Source organism: Mycolicibacterium komossense (genome assembly GCF_025822605.1).
GTDB classification, from domain to species: Bacteria; Actinomycetota; Actinomycetes; order Mycobacteriales; family Mycobacteriaceae; genus Mycobacterium; species Mycobacterium komossense.
The window spans coordinates 206,041-227,448 of the sequence record NZ_JACKTY010000029.1 but is presented as its reverse complement, the minus strand read 5'-3'; the positions used below and the strand labels follow the sequence as shown (position 1 = coordinate 227,448).

Below are 21,408 nucleotides of genomic sequence, written 5' to 3'. Positions count from 1 at the left end.
AAGACTGAGGCGATGGATGAACAGCTGAGCAAGACAGAGATCGGCAAGGACGCCCTGCAGGAGACGGTCGTGTCGGTTGCCTCTGCCGTTGGAGAGGTTGCCTCGATCATCACCACCGCCGTGAAAGATGTCGCCGGCGCCATCGGCGGCGTGGCGACGGACCTGTTCGAGATCCGTGACGGCGTCCGTCGAGCTTCGGAGCGTTCGCAGGCCGAGTGACCGCAGTTCGGCCGCTATTGAGCGGGCGGAAAGTTGACGACGCTCCCGTCAAGCGGGAGTTGGTTGGTGCGCTCGCTGGGCTTCGGTTCTGCCTCGACGTCTTGGCCGACGATCGAACCGACGACGGCGAACTTGTCGATCAGGTAGGGCACGTTGTCGCTGGACAGCGGCAGCGGAGCTCGTGAGACGTGGAAATGTAGGTGCGCCTCGCTGGTGTTGCCGGAGTTTCCGAGGCGACCGATGACCTGGCCGCGGGTGACCTTGTCGCCGACCTTGACTGCTGCCGATCCCGGGATCATGTGCGCGTAGAACGCGAAGTTGCCATCCCCGATATCAATGATGAGATAGTTTCCGCCGAGCTGGGGAAACGTGAGATCGGTCGGGACAATATGGGGCACAGCCTCTTTCATATCGGATACCACTGCTGATACGGTGCCGTCCGCCACGGCGAGCAGCGGGGCGTCATAAGCTCGGTAATCCGCGTTGTTCGTCCCGGCGCCGGTGAATGTGGACAGGGGATGACTGTGGGGATCGAAGCGCACCCAGTCGATGGCATAGCGCTCGCTGCCGTTGAGTCGCCCGGCGACCGCCATCACCGCTCCCCGGTGTGAGGTGATGGAGCAGCAGCCATTGAGGGCCGCCCAGTTGTCGCCGGCGAGCGGCGGCCCGATCACCACGGGTGATTGCGTGCTGGTGCGGACTGCACCACCGATCTGCGTGATCGCGTCCGGATATCTGGCCCCCTCTTTCGCAGTGTCAGATCCTGCTGGGCCGAGTGTGGCGGTCAGTCGGTGCGTCACCTCGGCGGGCACCTCGGCGCGGTCGGCGTAGGTGTCGTCGAGCACCAATACCGCGGTGCGGCCCACGGGGATCTCCGTGATGGGTGCGGGTGAGTAGTTGGGGATCAGAAGAGTGCGGGCGACGGTTTCCTTCTGATCGATCCGGGCGACGGTGGCGCCGTCGGGCCCATTGGCGAGGGTCTCCACCTGCGTGATCGACACCGGCCGCGGGCCCGCGTTCAGCACCGCGACCTCATAGGCCACGTGAAACTTTCCGTCTGTGCCCTGCACCGGAATCGGGTCCGGGCCGAGGGTGGTGAAGACCAAGGGCGCGACCACGTCGATGTCCAGCGGGTACCCGGGCAGAACACCGCCACGGCTGTCGGCGGCAATGGCTGGAGCCGGCGTCGGCGGAGAGGAGCAGCCCGCCAGCAGGGCGACGCAGGACAGAATGATCGGTGTTGTGCGCATGTATTTTTCGTCTCGCCTATCGCTCGCGGAATTCTCGTCGACAGGGGCGTCGCCGCGCTAGAGCGTAGCTGGCCGCACCGTGGCCAGACAGTCGATCCGTCAGAACCGCAGAAGTAGGTGGTGGGCTCAAAGCCCTTGCGCAACGAGCGGAACCGGGTGACACCGACGTCCTGGATCGCTTCGGAGTGGTGGCGCTGCGATACTTCCGGAAGGACTGTCATAAAACGTTGTGCAACAACAAAAGTGGCTCATCTGGTATCCGCGCTCAACGCAGTCGCAGGCCGCGCGGAGTCCTGGAGAAACCGGAATCGGTGAGCCCGGATACCACCGGCGAATCGCGAATGTCGAGCACCGGCACGCCGTTGATCCGCTCCACCAGTAACGCGTCGATGCGCCTGCTGGTGACCAGCTCAGCCAGCGCGGCGGCCGCCGCGTGCTGGGTTTCGCCGTCCTCGGTGAAGGTGAGCAGCGATCGTCCACCCCGTTCGACGAACCACACCAGCGCCCCGCTGACGAGGACCACCAGTGCGCCGGCTTTGCGGCCCGGCCGGTGGGCTTTCTCGCTTTCACCGTCCCCGGCGCGAGGCCAGGGCAGTGCCGCGCCGTACGGGTTGGCGGGATCAGCTGCGGCCAGCGCGATGCCCTGGGCTGCGGCGGCATCGGCCTGTTGTGGATCGACGTTGTCGGCAAAGGTCCGCAGCCGATCTACCGTAGCCGACATGGCGAACTGCGCCCCACCCAGTGACTCGACGAAATAGCCCCGCTGACAGCGGCCGGTGTCTTCGAATGCCGAAAGGACCTTGTAGAGCATCTGGAAGCCGCCGGGGATGTTCTCGGCCATCACCGGCCCCTTGGTCAGTACGCCGTAGCGGCCCAGTAGCAGCTCCGCCGAGAAGTGCGCGCGCACGGTCGAATCCGGTTCGGCGGCAGGCAACGCCGACCACCGGCCCGATACCGTGGGATCGGTGCTGCGGGTCTGGGCGTGTGCCACGCTATACCGGCTCATCCTGGGCGCGCGCCGCTGCCGGTGCGCCGGTGTTGCGGATTTGCGGCCGCCGGGGCGTCGACCACCGGTCAGCAGTGCGCGCACCGGAGCGAACGTGTCACCGGTGATCCAGCCGGCCCAAATCAGTTCCCACAAAGCCTGTTTGAGGGTCTCGGTACTGGTGCCGTCGGTCATGAGTTGGCGGAAGAAGAACGCCCCCCTGGCGTCGCCCGGGCGCCCGAGCGTGTCGAGCAGCGCGCGGTGGGTATCGGTGAAGTCGAGTTCGGTGGGTGGGACCAAGGTCAGCGGCGCGGATTCCGCCGGGTGGAAGGCGATCCAGCCGTCGCCGCCCGAGATCGGACCGGCGCCCGACCAGGTGACCTCACCGGTGGCCAGCAGTTCGTCGAGCATCGCCGGCTGGTAGTCGCGGACGCGCTGACCGAAGACGAGGGGTTCGACGGCGGACGCCGGAATCGGCACGCCGGCAATCTGTTCGATAACTCCCGCCAGCCCGTCGATACCGGCGGCTTGCCCGAGCTGCTGCCATGACGGCAGGAACCGGGCGTAAGCGGCGGTGCTGACCGGCTCGACCTGTGCCCGCAGCGCCGCCAGCGACCGCCGGCGCAGGATACGCAGCACCTCGGTATCGCACCATTGTTCGCCGCCGACCACACCGGTTGGCGCATCGATGAATTCGCCGCGCACCAGCTTGCCGTCAATCGCCAGCCGGCCCAGTACATCGGCGGCAACCCGCAGCCCGAGGCCGAACCGGGCCGCGGCGTCGGCGGTGCTGAACGGGCCACGGGTGCGGGCGAAGCGGCCCAGCAACTCGCCCAGCGGGTCGGTCACCGATTCGGTGAAACTCGCAGGCACCCCGACCGGCACGGCGACGCCCACACCGTCGCGCAGCCTCCCGATATCCTCGATCGCCACCCACCACGATCGCCCGGCAAACGCCACGGTCAGTGCGCGCTTGGCCGCGCGCAGTCCGTCCAGCCAACTGCCGACATCGCTGGCGGTGCTGCGTTGCGCGATCTCCTCCTCGGACAGCGGTCCCAACAACCGCAACAGGTCGGCGACGGCTTCCGCGTCGCGGGCGGAGCGCTCCTCGGTCAGATGCTGCAGTTGCCGGTCGGTGGCTACGACGACATCCGGGTCGAGCAGTTCGCGGAGCTCGACCCGGCCCAGTAGTTCCGCGAGCAGGGTACTGTCCAAAGACAGTGCAGCGGCGCGTCTTTCGGCCAACGGACTGTCGCCCTCGTACATGAACGCGCCCACATAGCCGAACAGCAGCGAAGCGGCGAACGGTGACGGCGTCGCGGACTCGACCTCGACGACGCGGACCCGTCGTGATGCGATGCGTTTCATGAGGTCGATCAGCATGGGTACGTCGTAGACGTCCTGCAGGCATTCCCGCACCGCTTCGAGCACGATCGGGAAATCGGGGTACTTGCGGGCGACATCGAGGAGCTGTGCAGCGCGTTGGCGTTGATGCCACAGCGGAGACCGTTTGCCCGGGTGCCGCCGCGGCAGCAGCAGTGCCCGCGCGGCGCATTCGCGGAACCGTGACGCGAACAACGCCGAGCCGCCGACTTCCGCGGTCACCAGCGGCTCGATCTCATCGGCGTCGAAGACGAACAGGTCGGCGAACTGCACGTCGTTGGTGTCCGACAGCGTGTCGGGTAGTCGCACGATGATGCCGTCGTCGGACGCCGTCGGCTTCTCGTCGATGCCGTAGCGTTCGAAGATCCGCTTCCCGATCGCCAGCGCCAGTGGTCCGTGTACCCGTAATCCGTAGGGGGAGTGCAGGATCACCCGCCAGTCGCCGAGTTCGTCGCGGAACCGTTCGACCACCAGCGTCGCATCGGTGGGCACCACGCCGGTCGCTTGCCGCTGGTCGTCGATCAGCTGCCACAGGTTGGCTACTGCATAGTCGTCGAAACCGATATCACGGCAACGCTCGTCGAAATCAGGTCGGTCCAGGCGGGCCAGTTCTCCGGTGAAGGCGCCGACAGCGGCACCGAGCTCGGCGGGCCTGCCGACGGCATCGCCACGCCAGAACGGCAGCCGCGCCGGCTCACCAGGAGCCGGCAGTACGAGCACCCGGTCATGGGTGATCTCGGTGATCCGCCAGCTCGTGGCACCGAGTGAGATGACATCGCCGGGGCGGGACTCGTAGACCATCTCCTCGTCGAGTTCGCCGACGCGGGAGGGTTTGTCGGTATCCGCGCTGGAGGCCAGGTAGACGGTGAACAGCCCGCGGTCGGGGATGGCTCCACCTGAGGTGACGGCGAGTCGTTGCGCACCGGGGCGAGCGGTGACGGTGCCGGAGTCGCGGTCATAGACCACCCGGGGACGCAGTTCGGCGAAATCAGTGGACGGATACTTACCGGACAACAGGTCCAGGGTGGCTTCGAAAGCGCTGCGCGGCAACGTCGCAAAGGGGGCGCTGCGCCGGACCGTGTCGAACCACTTGTCGGCGTCGAGGGGTTCCAGCGCACATGCCGCGACCGTGTGCTGGGCCAGTACGTCGAGCGGGTTGGCCGGCACCCGCATGGTCTCGATCTTGCCGCCGAGCATGCGCTGCACACTGACCGCGCAGCCGATCAGATCGGTGCGGTGCTTGGGGAACAGCACTCCGCGTGAGATCTCGCCGACCTGGTGCCCGGCCCGGCCGATCCGCTGCAGCCCACTGGCCACCGACGGCGGCGCCTCGACCTGGATCACCAGATCGACCGAACCCATGTCGATGCCGAGTTCCAGGCTGGACGTGGCGACAACCGATTTGAGCCGGCCACTCTTGAGCGCATCCTCCACGTCGGCGCGCGCTTCCTTGGACACTGAGCCATGGTGGGCGCGGGCCAGGATCGGGTCAGCGCCGTAGGTTTGCCCGCTACCCATGATGTGGGCGGGCGCACCGCCGCCCACACCGGGGTTGCCGCCCTCGGGCAGGGGAACCCCGATGCGTTCGGCGTGAATTTCGTTGATTCGTGAGGTGAGTCGCTCAGCCAGCCGCCGCGAGTTGGCGAACACGATGGTGGAGCGGTGCGCTTCGATCAGATCGACGATGCGTTCCTCGACGTCGGGCCAGATGGTGTTGTTCTCCAGGTTGGCCATATCGGGCACCGGCACCTGCACCGACAGCTCGAATGTCTTGGCCGCGGGCGGGGCGACGATATTCGTCGGTGTCTGCCCGGACAGGAACCGCGCGACTTCCTCGGGTGGGCGGACCGTCGCGGACAGGCCGATCCGCTGTGCGGGAGTGGGCAGCAGCGCATCGAGGCGTTCCAGCGACAGCGCCAGATGTGCGCCGCGCTTGGTGCCTGCCACGGCGTGCACCTCGTCGACGATCACCGTGTGCACACCGGTCAAGGTTTCCCGGGCCGCCGAGGTCAGCATCAGAAACAGGGATTCGGGGGTGGTGATCAGGATGTCCGGCGGCTTGCTGATCAACTCGCGTCGCCGCGCGGCCGTGGTGTCCCCGGAACGCACTCCGACGCTGATCTTCGGCGGGGTCGCGCCCTGGCGCTCGGCGATGCGGCTGATGCCGGTCAGCGGGGTGCGCAGGTTGCGCTCGACGTCGACGGCGAGCGCCTTCAGCGGAGATACATAGAGAACCCGAGTGCCCCGCCGCTCATCCGGGACGTCGAGGCGGGCCAACCCGTCTATAGCCCACAGGAACGCGGCGAGAGTCTTGCCGGAGCCGGTAGGTGCGATGACCAGCGTGTTGTCACCGTCGGCGATGGCCGCCCAGGCCTGTGCCTGCGCCGGCGTGGGCTCGACGAAGGTGCCGGCGAACCACTCCCGCGTCAGCGCGCTGAAGCGGGCGAGCGGGTCTTTGGTCCGGGCCACCTCTCCATGGTGCCAACCGGGTGTGACATTCCTGCGATTTCGGCGTGCCCAGTAGCGCTGAGCGGTGGTGCACACGCCGAAATCACCAGTTCAGCGGCTAGTCCAGGCTGCGCTGATAGCGGCGCATACCGGCGATCCAGCGGTCGTAATCGGACCCCTTGCGCCGATACATGTCGAGCACCTCGGGATGGGGCAGCGCCAGGAATCTGTCGGCCCGGATGGCCTCGATCGTCGTTTCGGCGACGTCGTCGGGACTGATCACCGCACCCGAGCGCACCACTGATGCACCGCTGAGCCGTCCGACCGGATCGTCGGAGGCGGTGACCGCCTGCAACAACGGGGTGTCGACACCGAGGGGGCACACGCAGGTGACGCCGATGCCGTCGTCGCCATAGGTGATGGTCAGCCACTCGGCGAATCCGACCGCGGCGTGTTTGGTGACCGCATATCCGGCGGCGCCGAGCTGTGTCAGCAGGCCCGCGGCGGACGCGACCGATACGAAGTACCCGCCGCCACGGGCTTGCCATCGCGGCACCAGCAGCATGGCAGCCCGGGTATGCGCCAGCAGGTTGACGTTGAGGATGCGGTCCCAGTCGTCGTCCGTGCCCAGGCCGCTGGGGCCCATGATGCCGGCGTTCGCGACGTAGATGTCCACCGGCCCGAAATCACTTTCGGCCGTGGACAACAGCGTCTCGATATCGGCCGACAGGCTGGCGTCCGCGCGCACCGCGGCGGCGGCAGCACCGATGGCCGCGGCCGTCTCGCGTGCACCGCCCTCGTCGAGGTCGCCCACCACTACGCGTGCACCGGCTCCGGCCAGCGCTTCCGCCAGCGCCCGGCCGATACCTGAACCTCCACCGGTGACCACGGCCACCGTGCCGTCAATGTCCATGCCGACGTGCTTACCTCCAGCGCGTGCGGTCCACGCAGGCGGGTGGACTTAGAGGCCCGAGAACGCACCCCGTTGGTGCACGAGTCGAGCCACGACATCGTCGGACATCGGAATCGCGCCCCGGGCCAGCTCGACCGGAACCGGTGGTAGATCACCGTGCACGTCGCGGTGCAGGCGTTCCATCTCCTCGTCCAGGCGGGCTGCTGTCGCCGCGGCATCCTCGAGGCTGCGGGAGATATCCAGCGGAACCTCACCGCTGAACTTGTAGAAGATCTTGTGCTCGAGGCTGGCCCAGAAATCCATCGCCACCGTGCGCAGCTGCACCTCGACGGGAACGGCGACAACCCCGTTCGAGAGGAAGACCGGGACCTCCACGATGACGTGAAGGCTGCGGTAGCCGTTCGGTTTAGGCTGACGAACATAGTCTTTCACCGCGAGTACGGTGATGTCGTCTTGCCGGATGAGCGCCTCGAACACCCGGTAGACGTCCGAGGTGAACGAGCAGGTGACGCGAACACCGGCAATGTCGGTGATCGTCTCGCGGATCGTCTCGAACCGAGGCTCGCAGTTCTTGCGCGCGATCTTGTCCAGCACGCTCTCCGGCGTCTTCAGGCGGCTGGTCACATGCTCGATCGGATTGTACTTCTGTAGGTGCTGAAACTCCTGCTGAAGAATCCCGACCTTGGTGGTGACCTCCTCCATGCCGAATTTGTACGAGAACATGAAGCGGGAGAACTCATCGCGTAATGCGTTGATCTCATCGAGGTCGAGGAAGGTTCCGGGTCCACGTTCTCGCACGTCGTCCATATCTACCAGCATGCCTGAGCGCGGCACGGGGGCGATTCAGCCGAACTGGACGCCCTGGGCCAGCGGTAGCTCGGAGGAGTAGTTGACCGTGTTGGTCGCCCGCCGCATGTAGGCCTTCCACGAATCCGAGCCGGATTCGCGGCCGCCACCGGTCTGCTTCTCGCCGCCGAACGCGCCGCCGATCTCCGCGCCCGAGGTGCCGATGTTGACGTTGGCGATGCCGCAGTCCGAGCCGTCGGCAGCCATGAACCGCTCCGCCTCGCGGATGTCGGTGGTGAAGATTGCTGACGAGAGACCCTGTGGCACAGCGTTGTTCATGGCGATGGCCTCATCGAGATCGTCATAGGTCAACACATACAGGATCGGTGCGAACGTCTCGGTGTGCACGATTGCCGTCTGGGCGGGCATGCGGACCACGGCAGGCGCGACGTAGTACGCACCTTCGCCAGATTCACCGCCGACCTCCTGTCGCTCGCCGCCGGTGACGTGGCCGCCGTCGGCGCGGGCCAGCTCCAGTGCGCCGACCATGTCGCGGTAGGCGGTCTCGTGGATCAGCGGACCGATCAGGGTGCCGTCGGCGGACGGATCACCGACAGGCAGGCTGCGGTAGGCGGTGGCGATCCGCTCGACCAGGGTGTCGACCACAGACGAGTGCGCGATCACCCGGCGCAGCGTCGTGCAGCGCTGTCCGGCGGTCCCTGCCGCGGCGAAGACGATGCCGCGCACGGCCAGGTCGAGATCGGCCGACGGGGTGACGATCGCGGCATTGTTACCACCCAATTCCAGCAGCACCTTGCCGAACCGCTCCGCGACGCGCGGAGCGATCTGGCGGCCCATCCGCACCGACCCGGTGGCGCTGAGCAACGCGATCCTGGGATCATCGACCAGCTGTTCACCGACCTCGCGGCCGCCCTGGACCAGGCGCGCAACGTCCACGGGTGCACCGACGTCCAGCGCCGCGCGGTGGATCAGCGTCTGGCAGGCCAGCGCGGTCAACGGGGTCAGCTCCGAGGGTTTCCACACGACGGTGTCGCCGCACACCAGCGCGACCGCGGTATTCCACGCCCAGACCGCGACCGGGAAGTTGAACGCGGTGATGACGCCGACGACGCCGATCGGATGCCAGGTTTCCATCAACCGGTGACCGGGGCGCTCCGAGGCGATGGTGCGACCGTAGAGCTGACGCGACAGGCCGACCGCGAACTGGCAGACGTCGATCATCTCCTGCACCTCACCGAGGGCCTCGGAGGTGATTTTGCCGGCCTCGATGGTTACCAGGGTTCCGAGGTCGGCCTTGTGCGCGACGAGCAGTTCGCCGAGTCGGGCGACCAGTGCACCTCGCACCGGCGCCGGGGTGGTGCGCCAGATCGAATAGGCCTGCGCGGCTGCGGTAATCGCGGCTTCGGTGTCCTCGTGACTGCTCTCCGGCACGGTGAACAGCACGTCACCGGTCAACGGAGTACTGGCGATCACCCCATGCGCACCGGGAGCGCCGAGCTCGTCGCTCACGCCGATCGCCGCCAGTGCGGCCTTGGCGCTGGCCCGAAGTTCATCGGCGGTGGGAAGCGCGGCCTGGATGGTCACATCGGTGGGCCTGCTCATACTGATATCTCCTGTGTCTGCTGGGCTGCTGCTTCGTAAAGCGCGTAGGGGTCCAGAAGGTCGCGGCCGATTGCGCCGGCCATCCAGTCGTTGCTGTACCCGGAGTCATCGGTGACCTCTGCGGCGGTGGCGTCAGCGTCGAGATTCGATCGGAAGATGCCGGCCGCGGAGGTGGGTAGGAAGTCCTCGTAGACAACGGGTTTCGCTGGATCGCCGCCGTAATAGTACGCCAGACCCGCGGCGGCCAGTTCTTCGTCGCTGGCCGGGAAGTGCCGACTCCACACCGCGGCAGGATCGGAGGCCCCGGTGAGTTCTGCATAAGCGCTGTCGTAACGTTCCCGGCCGGCCGGCGTCAGCGCCACACCGCGCGCCTCGACCTCGCCGAACCGCACCCGCAACGAGCCGTCGGTGACCCGGCCGTCCGCTTCGCGGAAGCGTCGCGGTTCGGCGAGTGCGCGAAATGAGGTCTGGCGCAACAGCACATCTGGACCGGACCAGCGCGGCGGACCCTGGATGGCGTCGATCATGGCGATTCCGCGTGCGGCCATCCTGACGTAGAGATCGTCGATATCGAGCACCCGGGGCGTCAGATGGTTGATATGGGTCCGGCCCACCCCGGCGATATCGGCCGCCACTGCCGAGACGGTCGACAGCTCCTCATACCAACTCCGGTCGATCGGCTGACGCGACAAGGCAAAGGCGTCGACCGCGCGGACGATGAACTCCTCGGCATCCTCTACGTCACAGCTGCCGGCCGCGGTGATGGCCCTGGCCTGCGCGATCAACTCCGGTTCGAAAAGCGCGCGGTCGGCGAGTGCGCGCTCGACCCGCGGGCGCAGATCACTGTCGAAAAATCGCGGATCGGAGGTGGCCAGCATCGAGGTGAACACCCGGAAGGGGTTACGGGCCAGCTCGGTGGCATCGACGGGCCGAAAAGCGGTGGACACCACGGGAACTGGGGAGTCGGCGTCGCGAAGATCGTAGAAGCCGACCGGATACATGCCGAAGGCGGCGAACAAGTCGGCCACCTCGGCAAGTTCAGCAGGTGTGCCGACGCGGACGGCGCCGTGGCGTTCGGCGGTCACCCGGTCGAGCGTGCCGAGCCGCTCGGCATCCGGGTGTGCGGCGACGTAATCACGGTTGACGTCGCTGCTGACGTCGACGAGCGTGGTGTAGGCGGGTACCTCCGCGCCGTACATCGCCGACAGTGCGGCGGCGAACCGGGCACGAAGCTGCCACGTTTCCAGCGTCCTGGACCTGGTCACAGAATGCTCCTGGGATAGTCTCCGGCCATGGCCGATGCCGAACACCTCGACGATATCGATCGGATCCTGGTGCGTGAACTGGTCTCCGATGGCCGCGCCACGCTGGCACATCTGGCCACCACTGCGGGCCTGTCGGTGTCGGCGGTGCAATCGCGGGTGCGCAGGCTGGAGACCCGCGGTGTGGTCACCGGATATACGGCAAGGATCAACCCAGAGTCCGTGGGGCACCTGCTGTCAGCGTTCGTCGCCATCACTCCTCTCGATCCCTCTCAACCCGACGATGCCCCCGCCCGCCTTGAGCACATCGAGTCGATCGAAGCGTGCCACTCGGTGGCAGGCGAGGAGAGCTACATCCTGCTGGTGCGTGTCGAGTCCGGGCGGGCGCTGGAGGAGCTGCTGCAAGAGATCAGGACCGCGGCGAACGTTCGGACGCGAAGCACCATCATCTTACAGACTTTTTACGCAGGTAGAGACTTCATACCGGAATAGTTCCTGTTTGAGCGTGACAGGACCGTAAAAAATCCGTTAGCATTGCCGCATGACCGTTGTCCTGCCTTCACGTCCGGCTTCCACTGACATCGCCCCTGCCCACGTCCACGACGTGCTGGGCCGCCGCATCCTGGCCGACGGGATGGACCTGGTGCTCGATCTCGACCGTTCGCGCGGGTCCTACCTGGTGGACGCCAGGAACGGTCGGCGGTACCTGGACATGTTCACGTTCTTCGCCTCGTCCGCGCTGGGCATGAACCACCCGGCGCTGGCGGATGACGAGGCGTTCCGCGCCGAACTGGCCGAAGCGGCAGTGAACAAGCCCAGCAACTCCGATGTCTACACCGTGCCGATGGCGCGCTTCGTCGACACCTTTGCGCGCGTGCTCGGCGATCCGGCGCTGCCGCACCTGTTCTTCGTCGACGGTGGGGCACTCGCGGTCGAGAATGCACTCAAGGTCGCCTTCGATTGGAAGAGTCGGCATAACGAGGCTCGCGGCATCGATCCGGAACTGGGCACCAAGGTGTTGCATCTGCGCGGCGCATTCCACGGCCGCAGCGGCTACACGCTGTCGCTGACAAACACCGACCCGAACAAGGTGGCCCGGTTCCCGAAATTCGACTGGCCCCGCATCGATGCGCCCTACTGCCGGACCGGTGCGAATAGCATTGAGCTGGAGGCAGAGTCGCTGCGCCAGGCCAGGGTGGCCTTCGAGGCCAATCCGAACGATATCGCCTGCTTCCTCGCCGAGCCGATCCAGGGCGAAGGTGGCGACCGGCATTTCCGGCCGCAGTTCTTCGCCGCGATGCGCGCACTGTGTGACGAGTTCGACGCGCTGCTGGTCTTCGACGAGGTCCAGACCGGCTGCGGCCTGACCGGCACCCCGTGGGCTTTCCAGCAGCTCGGTGTCACGCCCGATGTGGTGGCCTTCGGTAAGAAGACACAGGTGTGCGGCGTGATGGCCGGTGGCCGGGTCGACGAGATCGCCGACAATGTCTTCCATGTCAGCTCGCGGATCAACTCCACCTGGGGCGGCAACCTGGTCGACATGGTGCGTTCGCGCCGGATCCTCGAAACCATCGAAGGCGAAGGGCTTTTCGATCGTGCGGCCGAGCAGGGCCGGTATCTGCTGGCTCGGCTGGACGAACTCGCCGGCGAATTTCCGGCAGTGGTGCTCGAGGTCCGTGGCCGCGGCCTGATGTGTGCGTTCAGCATGCCGACCGCCGCTGTGCGCGACGACCTGATCGCGCGGCTCTGGGATCGCGGGGTGGTGATGTTGGCCAGCGGGGAGAACAGCGTGCGGTTCCGGCCCGCGTTGACGGTGTCACGTGCGGAGCTCGACATCGCGGTCGACGCGGTACGCGACGCGCTGCGCTGACCCCGGCCGACAGTCCGTGCCAATCCTGACCGGAACGGCACATACCTCCCTATCATCGGGTGGTGCAGGCACCGGAGCTGAGCGTCGCGGCAACGCCGGCTTTCACCGCCGCGGAAGCAGCCCGCTACCGCGCCGAAGGCTGGTGGATCGATTCGACGATCTCGGATGCCGCGCGCCGAAACGCCGCGCACACGCCCGACGGAACCGCCTATATCGACTATCCGGACGGCTCGCTGACTTGGCGTGAACTCGATACTGCCGCAGACCTTCTGGCTGGGGAACTGGCGGGATGCGGTGTTGGTACCGGTGACCGCGTCGCCGTCTGGCACGGCGACACGGCTGCCATCCACGCGCTGTATGTCGCCACCGAGCGGTGCGGGGCCGTGGTGGTGGGCATCGGTGCGCGCGCCGGCACGCGCGAAGTCACCCAGCTCCTGCGCAGCGCGCAGCCTCGACTGATCGTCAGTGACCGGCCACGCGGGGACCCGGCGCGCACCGCCGCGAGCGGCGTGGCAGACGCCGTCGGTGTCCTGGTTCTCGAAGATCTTTCGCTCAACACCGCCGCGCCGTTCACACCGGTGCCTGCCGACGCCGCCCTCGGCCCCGACGACGTCTTCCTGATCAATTCCACTTCGGGCACCACCGGGATGCCCAAGTGCGTCGTGCACACCCAGAACCGCTGGCACTACTTCCATCAGCAAGCAGTGGCCAACGGGCAGTTGAGCCCCGACGACATCTTCATGCCGGTGATCTCGACGCCCTTCGGCTTCGGGATCTGGACCACCCACACCACTCCGATCCACCTCGGCGCCACCGCGGTGCTCCTCGAGCGGTTCACTCCCGCGGCTGCGTGCGAGGCGATAGCCCGGCACCGGGTCACTGTGTTGTGCTGCGTCAGCACCCAACTCACGATGCTGATGGCCGATCGCGCGTCCCGCAGTCACGACCTCAGCTCGTTGCGTGTCGTGTTCACCGGCGGTGAGGCGTTGCCGTATCGCCCTGCCGCCGCGTTCGAGGAACTCACCGGCGCCAAGATCCTGCAGTTCTACGGATCCAACGAAACCGGGTTGCTCAGCGGCACCACTCTTGACGACACGCTGACGCACCGGCTGCGCACCGGTGGCCGCATCGTGCCGGAGATGGCGGTCCGGTTGTTCGACGGTGATGACGACGTGACCGATAGCGGCCATGGTCAGCCGGCCTGCCGAGGGCCGGCCACCAGCCTGGGCTATCTCGGCGGTACCGACCACGACACGCTGTTCACCGCCGACGGGTGGATGCGGATGGGCGATATCTGCGAGATCGACGACGACGGCTACCTCAGCGTTACCGGACGGACCTCGGATTTCATCCTTCGTGGCGGCAAGAACATCAGTGCATCGCAGGTCGAGGATGCCGTCATCACCCACCCCGCCGTCGCGCTGGCGGCTGCGGTCGCCATGCCCGACCCGGTGTTCGGCGAGAAGGTCTGCGTCTACATCGAGCTCGCCGATTCCCGCACCGTCGACCTGGCCGAGCTCACCGACTTTCTGCTGGCGCTTGGCGTCTCCAAAGAACTGCTGCCCGAGCGCCTCATCGTGCTCGACGAATTACCCCGGTCGTCCGGGGGAAAGATCGCCAAAGGCCAACTTCGATCCGATATCAGGGACAGGATGGGGACCGATCATGAACGCTCCTAGTGCACGACGCGGCGGACTGGAAGTGTGGGCGCCATCGGTGGTGCCACCCATCGGCGTCGACCTCACCCATGAGCAGGCACTGGCCATCGCGTTCCGGCACCTGGCCGCATGCGGATTCGCGGAGAACATGGCCGGGCACATCACCTGGCAGCTCGACGGCGGCACCGACATGCTGGTCAACCCGTGGGGACTGTGGTGGCAGGAACTCACCGCCTCCGATATCTGCGTGGTGGACTCCGACGCCTCGGTGATACGCGGCCGGTGGGACGTCACCCCGGCCATTCACATCCACACCGAACTGCACCGGCTCCGCGAGGACGCCAGGGTGGTCATCCACAACCATCCGTATTACGTCTGCGTGCTCGCTGCGCTCGGCGTGCTCCCCGAGTTGGTGCATCAGACCGGTGCATTGTTCCTCGACGACATGTGCCTGGTCCCGGAATATGACGGTGAGGTCGACAGCCCTTCGCGCGCAGCAGATCTCGCGACCCGCATCGGTAGCGCCAACTTGACCATCCTGGCCAATCACGGTGTGTTGGTGACGGGCCGCTCCCTGGCGGAAGCGGTCTATCGCGCCGCCTCGATCGAGCGGGTGTGCAAGTTGGCCTATGACGTCATGCTCACGGGTCGGCAGCCATCGCAGATGTCATGGTCGGATATGGCGGGCATGAAGAAGTCGCTCGTCGAGCGGGCCGCCGACGTGTACTGGGCGGGGGCCGCTCGGATGACCATCAAAGCTGATCCGGATGTACTGAGCTAGAGAAGGAGATCGCCGACGATGAAGTCGATCGATGAGATGGCCGCCAACCTGAACTTCACCACCGCTGGGACGGGTGAGGAACGGACGGTGACGTTCCTGCCCGAGCCGCAACGCTCCCCGCGTCGGTACACCGTGATCTCGGTGGACGATCACATCGTCGAACCACCCGACACCTTCACCGGGCGCCTGCCGCAGCGCTTCGCCGATCGTGCACCCAAGGTGGTGGACACTGACAGGGGCGGGCAGACCTGGGTCTACGACGGGCAGGAACTGCCCAACGTCGGCTTCAACGCCGTCGTCGGCCGGCCCGTCGCCGAATACGGCTTCGAGCCCGTCCGCTTCGATCAAATGCGAAGGGGGGCATGGGATATTCACGCACGGGTGAAGGATATGGATCTCAACGGCGTCTACGCCTCGCTGAACTTCCCGTCCTTCCTGCCCGGCTTCGCGGGGCAGCGGCTGCAGCAGGTGACCAAGGATCGCGACCTGGCGCTGGCTTCGGTGCGTGCATGGAACGACTGGCACTTCGACGTGTGGGCGGGGTCCTATCCCGACCGGATCATTCCCTGCCAGCTGCCCTGGCTGCTCGATCCCGAACTCGGCGCCAAGATGATCTACGAGAACGTCGACCGCGGATTCCACGCCGTCACCTTCAGCGAGAATCCGGCGATGCTCGGCTTTCCGAGCATTCACTCCGGCTACTGGGAGCCGATGATGGCCGCGTGCGCCGAGACGGGCACCGTGGTGAATCTGCATATCGGATCGTCGGGCACGTCACCCTCGACCACCGACGACGCACCCCCGGACGTCCAAGGTGTGCTCTTCTTCGCCTATGCGATATCGGCGGCAGTCGACTGGTTGTACTCCGGGTTGCCGAGCCGCTACCCGGATCTGAAGATCTGCCTTTCCGAAGGCGGCATCGGCTGGGTCGCCGGCCTGCTCGATCGCCTCGATCACATGCTCAGCTATCACGAGATGTACGGCACCTGGCGAGATCTCGGTGAAACCCTGACTCCCGCTGAGGTTTTCAAGCGGAATTTCTGGTTCTGCGCCGTCGAGGACCAGTCGTCATTCGTCCAGCGTGAGCGTATTGGGATCGACAACATCATGCTCGAAGCGGACTATCCGCACTGCGACTCGACCTGGCCGCACACCCAGGACACCATCCACGACGAAATCGGCGACCTGCCCGCCGAGGCGATCCGAAAGATCACCTGGGAGAACGCTGCCCGGCTCTACCGTCACCCGGTGCCGGTCGAGGTGCAGAACGATCCGGAAGCGTACTGACCGAGGGATTAGATTCCGCCGCGGCTGACCAACCGGCTCAGCCGAGTGCGCTTCGGATCATCGACCGCAACCGGGTCAGTTCAGCGCCGCCGACCAGTGCACAGCCGTGCAGCTCGGCGAGCTTGCGTGCCGCAGGCGTGAAATCGTGGTTGGTCACCACCATCGTCTTGGTGCAGTCCTGCATCGGTGCGCCGGCGACGACCTCCTGGACGGCACCGGGGCCGACTGGGCGACCGAGCCGTTTGCACTGGATGGCAAGGCGATTCGGCCGATTGCCGACGATCAGGTCGACGCCCCAGTCCCCCGAGAGGGGAGTCATGATCACCGGCACGCCGCAGGTTCGCGCGATCTGAGCGACGTACTCTTCGAACTGTGTGCCCGACATCGCCGCGGCAGGAAACTCCCGCGCACCCGGTGTGCGCGCGCCCCTGACGGCTCCGCGCAGGAAATGGAAAGTGAGCAGAGGCATGGCGGGTGCTACCGCGCCGAGCGCCACGCTCCACCATGGCGGGACACCGAGAACGAATGCCACGCTGCCGGCCACAAGGCCGACCGGAATCCACACTTTCACCCGCACGGCGCCGATCGTAGATCCCACCGCCGACACCAGCGCCTATGGTGAGGCCTATGACCTCATCCGAGTCTTCGCGCAAGCGCACATCCGTTGCCCAGCGTGAACGCGCCGCCATCGTCGCTACTCTCCGTGCCGTCGGCCCCGATGCCCCCACCCTGTGTGAAGGGTGGACCACCAAGGATCTGGCCGCCCATCTCGTCCTGCGGGAACGTCGTCTCGACGCCACCGCAGGTATCTCCTTCAAGCCGTTGGCGAGTTACACCGCCAAGGTGCAGGACCAGATCGCTGCGAACACGCCCTGGGAGACCCTGCTGGACCAGATCGCGTCGGGCCCGCCGATCTATTCGCCGTTCAAACTGCTCGATCCGCTGGTGAATGCGACGGAGATGTTCGTCCACCACGAGGATGTGCGACGGGCACAGCCCGACTGGGAGCCGCGGGAGCTGGACGCGGCCACCCTGTCGGCAGTGAGCCGGCCGTTACCGGTGCTCGGCCGCATCGGCCTGACCAAGGTGCCCGCCCGATTGGCGCTGCAGACGCCGGACGGCCATTCGGTGTTGACCACGGGCAAGGGGCCGGAAGTGGTGATCACCGCCGATCCCGCAGAGCTGTTGTTGTTCACATTCGGTCGCAATGCCGTGCATGCTGACTTCAGCGGCGACCCCGACGTGATCTCGGCGGTCAAAGGCGCTCAGCGGGGTCTGTGAGCGATCGCCATACCCGCGCGGGTGTCATCGGCAGTCGACGTAGCCGTACTCCGACGGCGTTCTTGACGGCATTAGCCAACGCGGGAGCGACGGGGTTGTAGGGCGACTCACTCATCGACTTCGCGCCCATCGGGCCCAGATCGTCATAGGTGTCCGCAAAGTAGACCTCGGTCACCGGTAGGTCGGCCAGTTGTGGAATGTGATAGTTGCGGAGCACATCGGTGGTGACGGCGCCGTTCGGTGCGATCAGCATTTCCTCATAGAGGGCCGTGCCGATCGCCTGTGCCACACCACCTTCCACCTGACCGCGACACTGCTGCGGGTTGATCACCACCCCGGCGTCGCCGGCCTGCACGGACTGCAGGATCATCACCACACCCGTTTCGACGTTGACCGCGACGCGAAATCCCTGGACGTTGAAGGCGACTGACCGGGGCGTGCCATCGTGGTGACCGGTGCCGGTGAGCGGACCCCTGGCGCAGAGTTCGGCGAGATCGACGAATCGGTCACCGCACTGCACCCCGTGGGGTCCCAGCTCGCAGTTGTGATGCGGTATCTGTATCAGCGCGGCAGCGGCATCGATGATCGCCGTACGTAGGTCCCGGCACGCGTTCTGCACCGCTTTACCCGCCACCACGGTTCCCGCCGAGCCGAATGCCCCGGTGTCGTAGCCGCCGACGTCGGTATCGGACTGGTGCAACGTGATTCGGTCTGCGGTGGTCTGCAGTTCGGTGGCGGCGATCTGGGTGTGCACCGTAGAGGTGCCGTTGCCGAACTCGGCGGTACCCACCGACAGCAGGTAGTCGCCGTCGCCAGAGAGGCTGATCTGCGCGTCAGCGAAGTGTCCGCGCGGCGGAATGGTTGCGATCATCGACAACGCAACGCCTGTACCGGTTTTCCACTGCGGACCCTCCGGGGCGGCGATCCCGTTGCCGCTGGACAGGGCAGCCTCGGTGAGATCCAGGCATTGGTCGAGCCCGTAGCTTCCGAAAGTCAGGTCGTCCCGCAGGACATGAGAGTCGACGAAATCATCGCCGGGCACCACCACATTGCGGCGACGCATGTCGAAGGGATCGATTCCGAGCTGTTCGGCAAGTTCGTCGATGGCCGATTCGACAGCCCAGATCACTTGTCCCAGGCCGTAGCCGCGGAACGCCCCAGAAGGAAGGTTGTTGGTGTACACCGCTTGCGCATCGACCCGCTTGTTCGGACAGCGGTACACCGCGATGGATTCACCGCAGCCGTGGAACATCACGCCGGGGCTGTGATTGCCGTACGCGCCGGCGTCCATCAGCACGTCGACCCCCAGTGCCGTGAGAATCCCGTCGGCATCCGCGGCGATGGTGATATCGGTCCGGTACGGGTGCCGGCATGGGGCGAGGGTGAATTGGTCGGAGCGGGTGAATTCGTAGCGCACCGGGCGGCCGAGCCGCAGGACGGCCAGTGCCACCAGGTCCTCGGTGAGCATCTCCTGTTTGGCGCCGAAACCGCCGCCCACGCGCTTGGTGAACACGTGCACGTCGTCGCGGGGGAGCCCGAAGACATGACACAGTTCGTCACGGATCAGGAACGGCACCTGCGAGCTGGTCCTGATCACCAACCGGCCCTGGTTGTCCCGCCATCCTGTGCAGCCGTGGGTTTCCAGGTGGGCATGCTGGACCCGCTGGGTATGCCACCGGCCGGTGACGACGGCGCCACCACTGGATCGGGCGGCCTCGACGCCGACCGCGATATCGCCGACCCCGCCCCGCAATTCGGCGACGATGTTGCGGGACACATCGACGATGCGCGATGCCGGGCCTTTGCCTTCGTGCACCATCGGCGCGCCGAGCTGACGCGCGGTGTCAGGGTCGAAGACCGCTGGCAGTTCGTCATAATCGACGACGATTGCCCGGCAAGCTTGTTCGGCGGTGGCGAGGTCATCGGCGACGACGGCGGCCACTCGCTGACCGACAAAGCGGACTGTGTCATCGAGCACAAAGGTGTCGTCCGGGTCGTCGAGTCGGTTGTCGTGGCGGGCGGTCGAGAATGCTGTCGCCGGACTGTCGCGATGAGTGAGAACCAGCCGTACGCCTGGAATAGCTTCTGCGGCAGTGGTATCGATCGACCGGATCCGCGCGTGCGGTACCGGACTGGGCAGCACTGCCAGGTGCAGCAGGCTCGACGGGGTGTCGTCGGGCCAGAAGTCCATCGTGTACTGCTCGGTGCCGGTCACCACACCGAGCCCGGCGGGCGCTCCGATCGAGCGCCCGACATCGGCTGCCTGTGCCGGCTTTTCGGTATTCGCCCGACCGGCCAGCGCGTCGGTGATCGGGCGATATCCGGTGCAACGACACAGATTGCCCTTGAGATTGCGGGGGAGGTCGGCGAGCTGTTCGGCAGTGAACGTCGAGGTGGTCGTCACCATGCCCGCGGTGCAGAAGCCGCACTGGAAACCCGCAGCCTCCAGGAACTGTCGTTGCACCGGATGCAGATCCTCCGGCGTGCCGAGCCCCGCGACCGTGGTCACGTCATGCCCGTCGGCGCGGTAGGCGGGGAAGATGCAGGAATGCACTGCGGCGCCGTCGACCAGGACGGAACAGGCCCCGCAGTCACCCGCGTCGCACCCCTTCTTGACCTCGAAATAGCCGTGTTCGCGCAGGTACGTGCGTAGGCATTGACCGTTGCGCGGCTCACCGGGTAGGTCGGCACCGTTCACCCGGATGCTCATCGCAGTTCCGCGCAGATCTGCCCCGCCAGCACCAGGGAGACGCCGCGGCGCCAGTCCGGATCGCCGTGGGCGTCGACGGTCCACGCATCGTCGGGGATGGTGGCGTGGGCTGCCCGCAGCGCCGCATGGTCGGGAACCCCTGGGAATTCGAACACGTAGGGGCGGACGGTAGCTGCCGTGATCGAGACGGCGCAGCGGCCCCCATCGGCGGGGTCGTCCAGACGGCCGATGACGACGATCCCGGACCGCCCGAGCGGGGACGGCGCCAATTTACGGAACGCCGTGGTGGCACGCAGGGCTTCGGCGGGCAGGTGTACCGCCCGCAGGACATCGCCGGTCGCCAGCACATTGGTGGCCGAACCGGTGACGAAGTCGGTGATCGGTAACTGGTATTCCGAGCCGTCAGCGCGCCAGATCGTGACGATCCCGTCCAGGGCGGCCGCCAGCGAGATCATCGCTCCGGCAGGGAAGGACAGGCAGATGTTCCCGCCCACCGTGGCGGTCCGCCACACCTTGAACGACGCGAGAAGCGCGGTGCAGCACTGATGCAGCAGCGGTGCCGCGGTCCAGTCGCCACGCAGGGTCGGAAGCTCGGCGGACAAGGTCGACACCTGTTGGATGGTGCACGTCGCGGCGAGCTCAATGCCGCTGTCGTCCAGGGTGATCGGTGGCCATCCGAGCGCGGTGATGTCGACCAGCCTGCGCAGGTGCACCTGCGGCTCGGAGAACAGCCAGGTGCCGCCCGCCAGTACTGCGTCGTCAGGCCCCAACGGCCAGACGTCGGCGCGCCGCGTCGGCACGTCGATCACCTCGACCGTGTTGAGGTCCATGTCGCAACGCTAGCCAACCAGGGGTGGGGGCGCACCGCGACCATTAATGCAACTCATCGGTTGCACTAGCGTGAGGCTATATGCAATGCTGGAGTTGCAGATCGAAAATTCACTCCCGAGGA

At 66.4% G+C, this 21,408-nt stretch carries 16 protein-coding genes; 7 read left to right on the top strand and 9 right to left on the bottom strand.

What is annotated here, in order from left to right; genetic code table 11:
• Positions 1-12: 12 nt before the first annotated feature.
• Complete coding sequence (locus H7J73_RS14525) at positions 13-219, top strand: hypothetical protein (RefSeq protein WP_264068152.1); 207 nt, start codon at positions 13-15, stop codon at positions 217-219.
• Between the two features lie 14 nt (positions 220-233).
• Here the strand turns inward: H7J73_RS14525 and H7J73_RS14520 are convergent, their stop codons facing one another.
• From H7J73_RS14520 to hglS, 6 genes are all read right to left on the bottom strand, one after another.
• Positions 234-1,469, bottom strand: coding sequence for a M23 family metallopeptidase (locus H7J73_RS14520; RefSeq protein ID WP_264068151.1), 1,236 nt, complete (start codon positions 1,467-1,469; stop codon positions 234-236).
• Positions 1,470-1,734: 265 nt separating this feature from the next.
• Positions 1,735-6,306, bottom strand: a complete 4,572-nt coding sequence (locus H7J73_RS14515; RefSeq protein ID WP_264068149.1) for an ATP-dependent helicase — start codon at positions 6,304-6,306, stop codon at positions 1,735-1,737.
• Positions 6,307-6,403: 97 nt separating this feature from the next.
• Positions 6,404-7,198 carry an SDR family oxidoreductase gene (locus H7J73_RS14510; protein ID WP_264068148.1) on the bottom strand — a complete coding sequence of 265 codons (795 nt, stop codon included), beginning with the start codon at positions 7,196-7,198 and terminating at the stop codon, positions 6,404-6,406.
• Between the two features lie 48 nt (positions 7,199-7,246).
• Positions 7,247-8,005, bottom strand: coding sequence for a GTP pyrophosphokinase (locus tag H7J73_RS14505; protein ID WP_264068147.1), 759 nt, complete (start codon positions 8,003-8,005; stop codon positions 7,247-7,249).
• Positions 8,006-8,041: 36 nt separating this feature from the next.
• Positions 8,042-9,607, bottom strand: coding sequence for an L-piperidine-6-carboxylate dehydrogenase (gene amaB / locus H7J73_RS14500; RefSeq protein WP_264068146.1), 1,566 nt, complete (start codon positions 9,605-9,607; stop codon positions 8,042-8,044).
• Positions 9,604-10,872 carry a 2-oxoadipate dioxygenase/decarboxylase gene (hglS, locus tag H7J73_RS14495; protein WP_264068145.1) on the bottom strand — a complete coding sequence of 423 codons (1,269 nt, stop codon included), beginning with the start codon at positions 10,870-10,872 and terminating at the stop codon, positions 9,604-9,606. The genes amaB and hglS overlap by 4 nt, the downstream gene beginning before the upstream one ends.
• Positions 10,873-10,899: 27 nt before the next feature.
• Here hglS and H7J73_RS14490 point away from each other — a divergent pair, with 27 nt between their 5' ends.
• From H7J73_RS14490 to H7J73_RS14470, 5 genes are all read left to right on the top strand, one after another.
• The gene (locus tag H7J73_RS14490; RefSeq protein ID WP_264068144.1) at positions 10,900-11,361 is read left to right on the top strand and encodes an Lrp/AsnC family transcriptional regulator; all 462 of its coding nucleotides are present in this window, start codon (positions 10,900-10,902) and stop codon (positions 11,359-11,361) included.
• A gap of 49 nt (positions 11,362-11,410) precedes the next feature.
• Entirely contained in the window at positions 11,411-12,739 is a 1,329-nt protein-coding gene (lat, locus tag H7J73_RS14485) for an L-lysine 6-transaminase (RefSeq protein ID WP_264068143.1), read from the top strand.
• A 62-nt stretch (positions 12,740-12,801) separates the two neighbouring features.
• Complete coding sequence (locus H7J73_RS14480) at positions 12,802-14,418, top strand: class I adenylate-forming enzyme family protein (protein WP_264068141.1); 1,617 nt, start codon at positions 12,802-12,804, stop codon at positions 14,416-14,418.
• Positions 14,405-15,178 (top strand): class II aldolase/adducin family protein, encoded by a 774-nt coding sequence (locus H7J73_RS14475; protein ID WP_264068140.1) that lies wholly within the window; start codon positions 14,405-14,407, stop codon positions 15,176-15,178. The genes H7J73_RS14480 and H7J73_RS14475 overlap by 14 nt, the downstream gene beginning before the upstream one ends.
• 18 nt (positions 15,179-15,196) lie before the next feature.
• Positions 15,197-16,465, top strand: a complete 1,269-nt coding sequence (locus H7J73_RS14470; protein ID WP_264068139.1) for an amidohydrolase family protein — start codon at positions 15,197-15,199, stop codon at positions 16,463-16,465.
• Between the two features lie 37 nt (positions 16,466-16,502).
• Here the strand turns inward: H7J73_RS14470 and H7J73_RS14465 are convergent, their stop codons facing one another.
• A complete protein-coding gene (locus H7J73_RS14465; RefSeq protein WP_435405497.1) occupies positions 16,503-17,042 on the bottom strand; it encodes a restriction endonuclease in 540 nt (179 codons plus the stop codon).
• 50 nt (positions 17,043-17,092) lie between these two features.
• Between H7J73_RS14465 and H7J73_RS14460 the strand changes: the two genes are divergently transcribed.
• Entirely contained in the window at positions 17,093-17,746 is a 654-nt protein-coding gene (locus tag H7J73_RS14460; RefSeq protein ID WP_264068138.1) for a TIGR03085 family metal-binding protein, read from the top strand.
• Here H7J73_RS14460 and H7J73_RS14455 read toward each other — a convergent pair.
• Positions 17,721-20,456, bottom strand: coding sequence for a molybdopterin-dependent oxidoreductase (locus H7J73_RS14455; protein ID WP_264068136.1), 2,736 nt, complete (start codon positions 20,454-20,456; stop codon positions 17,721-17,723). The two genes, H7J73_RS14460 and H7J73_RS14455, sit on opposite strands and share 26 nt — an antisense overlap.
• A complete protein-coding gene (locus H7J73_RS14450) occupies positions 20,453-21,286 on the bottom strand; it encodes an FAD binding domain-containing protein (RefSeq protein ID WP_264068135.1) in 834 nt (277 codons plus the stop codon). The genes H7J73_RS14455 and H7J73_RS14450 overlap by 4 nt, the downstream gene beginning before the upstream one ends.
• Positions 21,287-21,408: the final 122 nt, after the last annotated feature.

Coding starts and splice junctions, on each gene's coding strand:
- H7J73_RS14505 (WP_264068147.1), bottom strand. CDS start 8,005: ATGGACGACGTGCGAGAACGTGGACCCGGAACCTTCCTCGACCTCGAT.
- H7J73_RS14470 (WP_264068139.1), top strand. CDS start 15,197: ATGAAGTCGATCGATGAGATGGCCGCCAACCTGAACTTCACCACCGCT.
- H7J73_RS14450 (WP_264068135.1), bottom strand. CDS start 21,286: ATGGACCTCAACACGGTCGAGGTGATCGACGTGCCGACGCGGCGCGCC.
- H7J73_RS14475 (WP_264068140.1), top strand. CDS start 14,405: ATGAACGCTCCTAGTGCACGACGCGGCGGACTGGAAGTGTGGGCGCCA.
- H7J73_RS14490 (WP_264068144.1), top strand. CDS start 10,900: ATGGCCGATGCCGAACACCTCGACGATATCGATCGGATCCTGGTGCGT.
- H7J73_RS14460 (WP_264068138.1), top strand. CDS start 17,093: ATGACCTCATCCGAGTCTTCGCGCAAGCGCACATCCGTTGCCCAGCGT.
- H7J73_RS14455 (WP_264068136.1), bottom strand. CDS start 20,456: ATGAGCATCCGGGTGAACGGTGCCGACCTACCCGGTGAGCCGCGCAAC.
- lat (WP_264068143.1), top strand. CDS start 11,411: ATGACCGTTGTCCTGCCTTCACGTCCGGCTTCCACTGACATCGCCCCT.
- H7J73_RS14510 (WP_264068148.1), bottom strand. CDS start 7,198: ATGGACATTGACGGCACGGTGGCCGTGGTCACCGGTGGAGGTTCAGGT.
- H7J73_RS14520 (WP_264068151.1), bottom strand. CDS start 1,469: ATGCGCACAACACCGATCATTCTGTCCTGCGTCGCCCTGCTGGCGGGC.
- H7J73_RS14525 (WP_264068152.1), top strand. CDS start 13: ATGGATGAACAGCTGAGCAAGACAGAGATCGGCAAGGACGCCCTGCAG.
- amaB (WP_264068146.1), bottom strand. CDS start 9,607: ATGAGCAGGCCCACCGATGTGACCATCCAGGCCGCGCTTCCCACCGCC.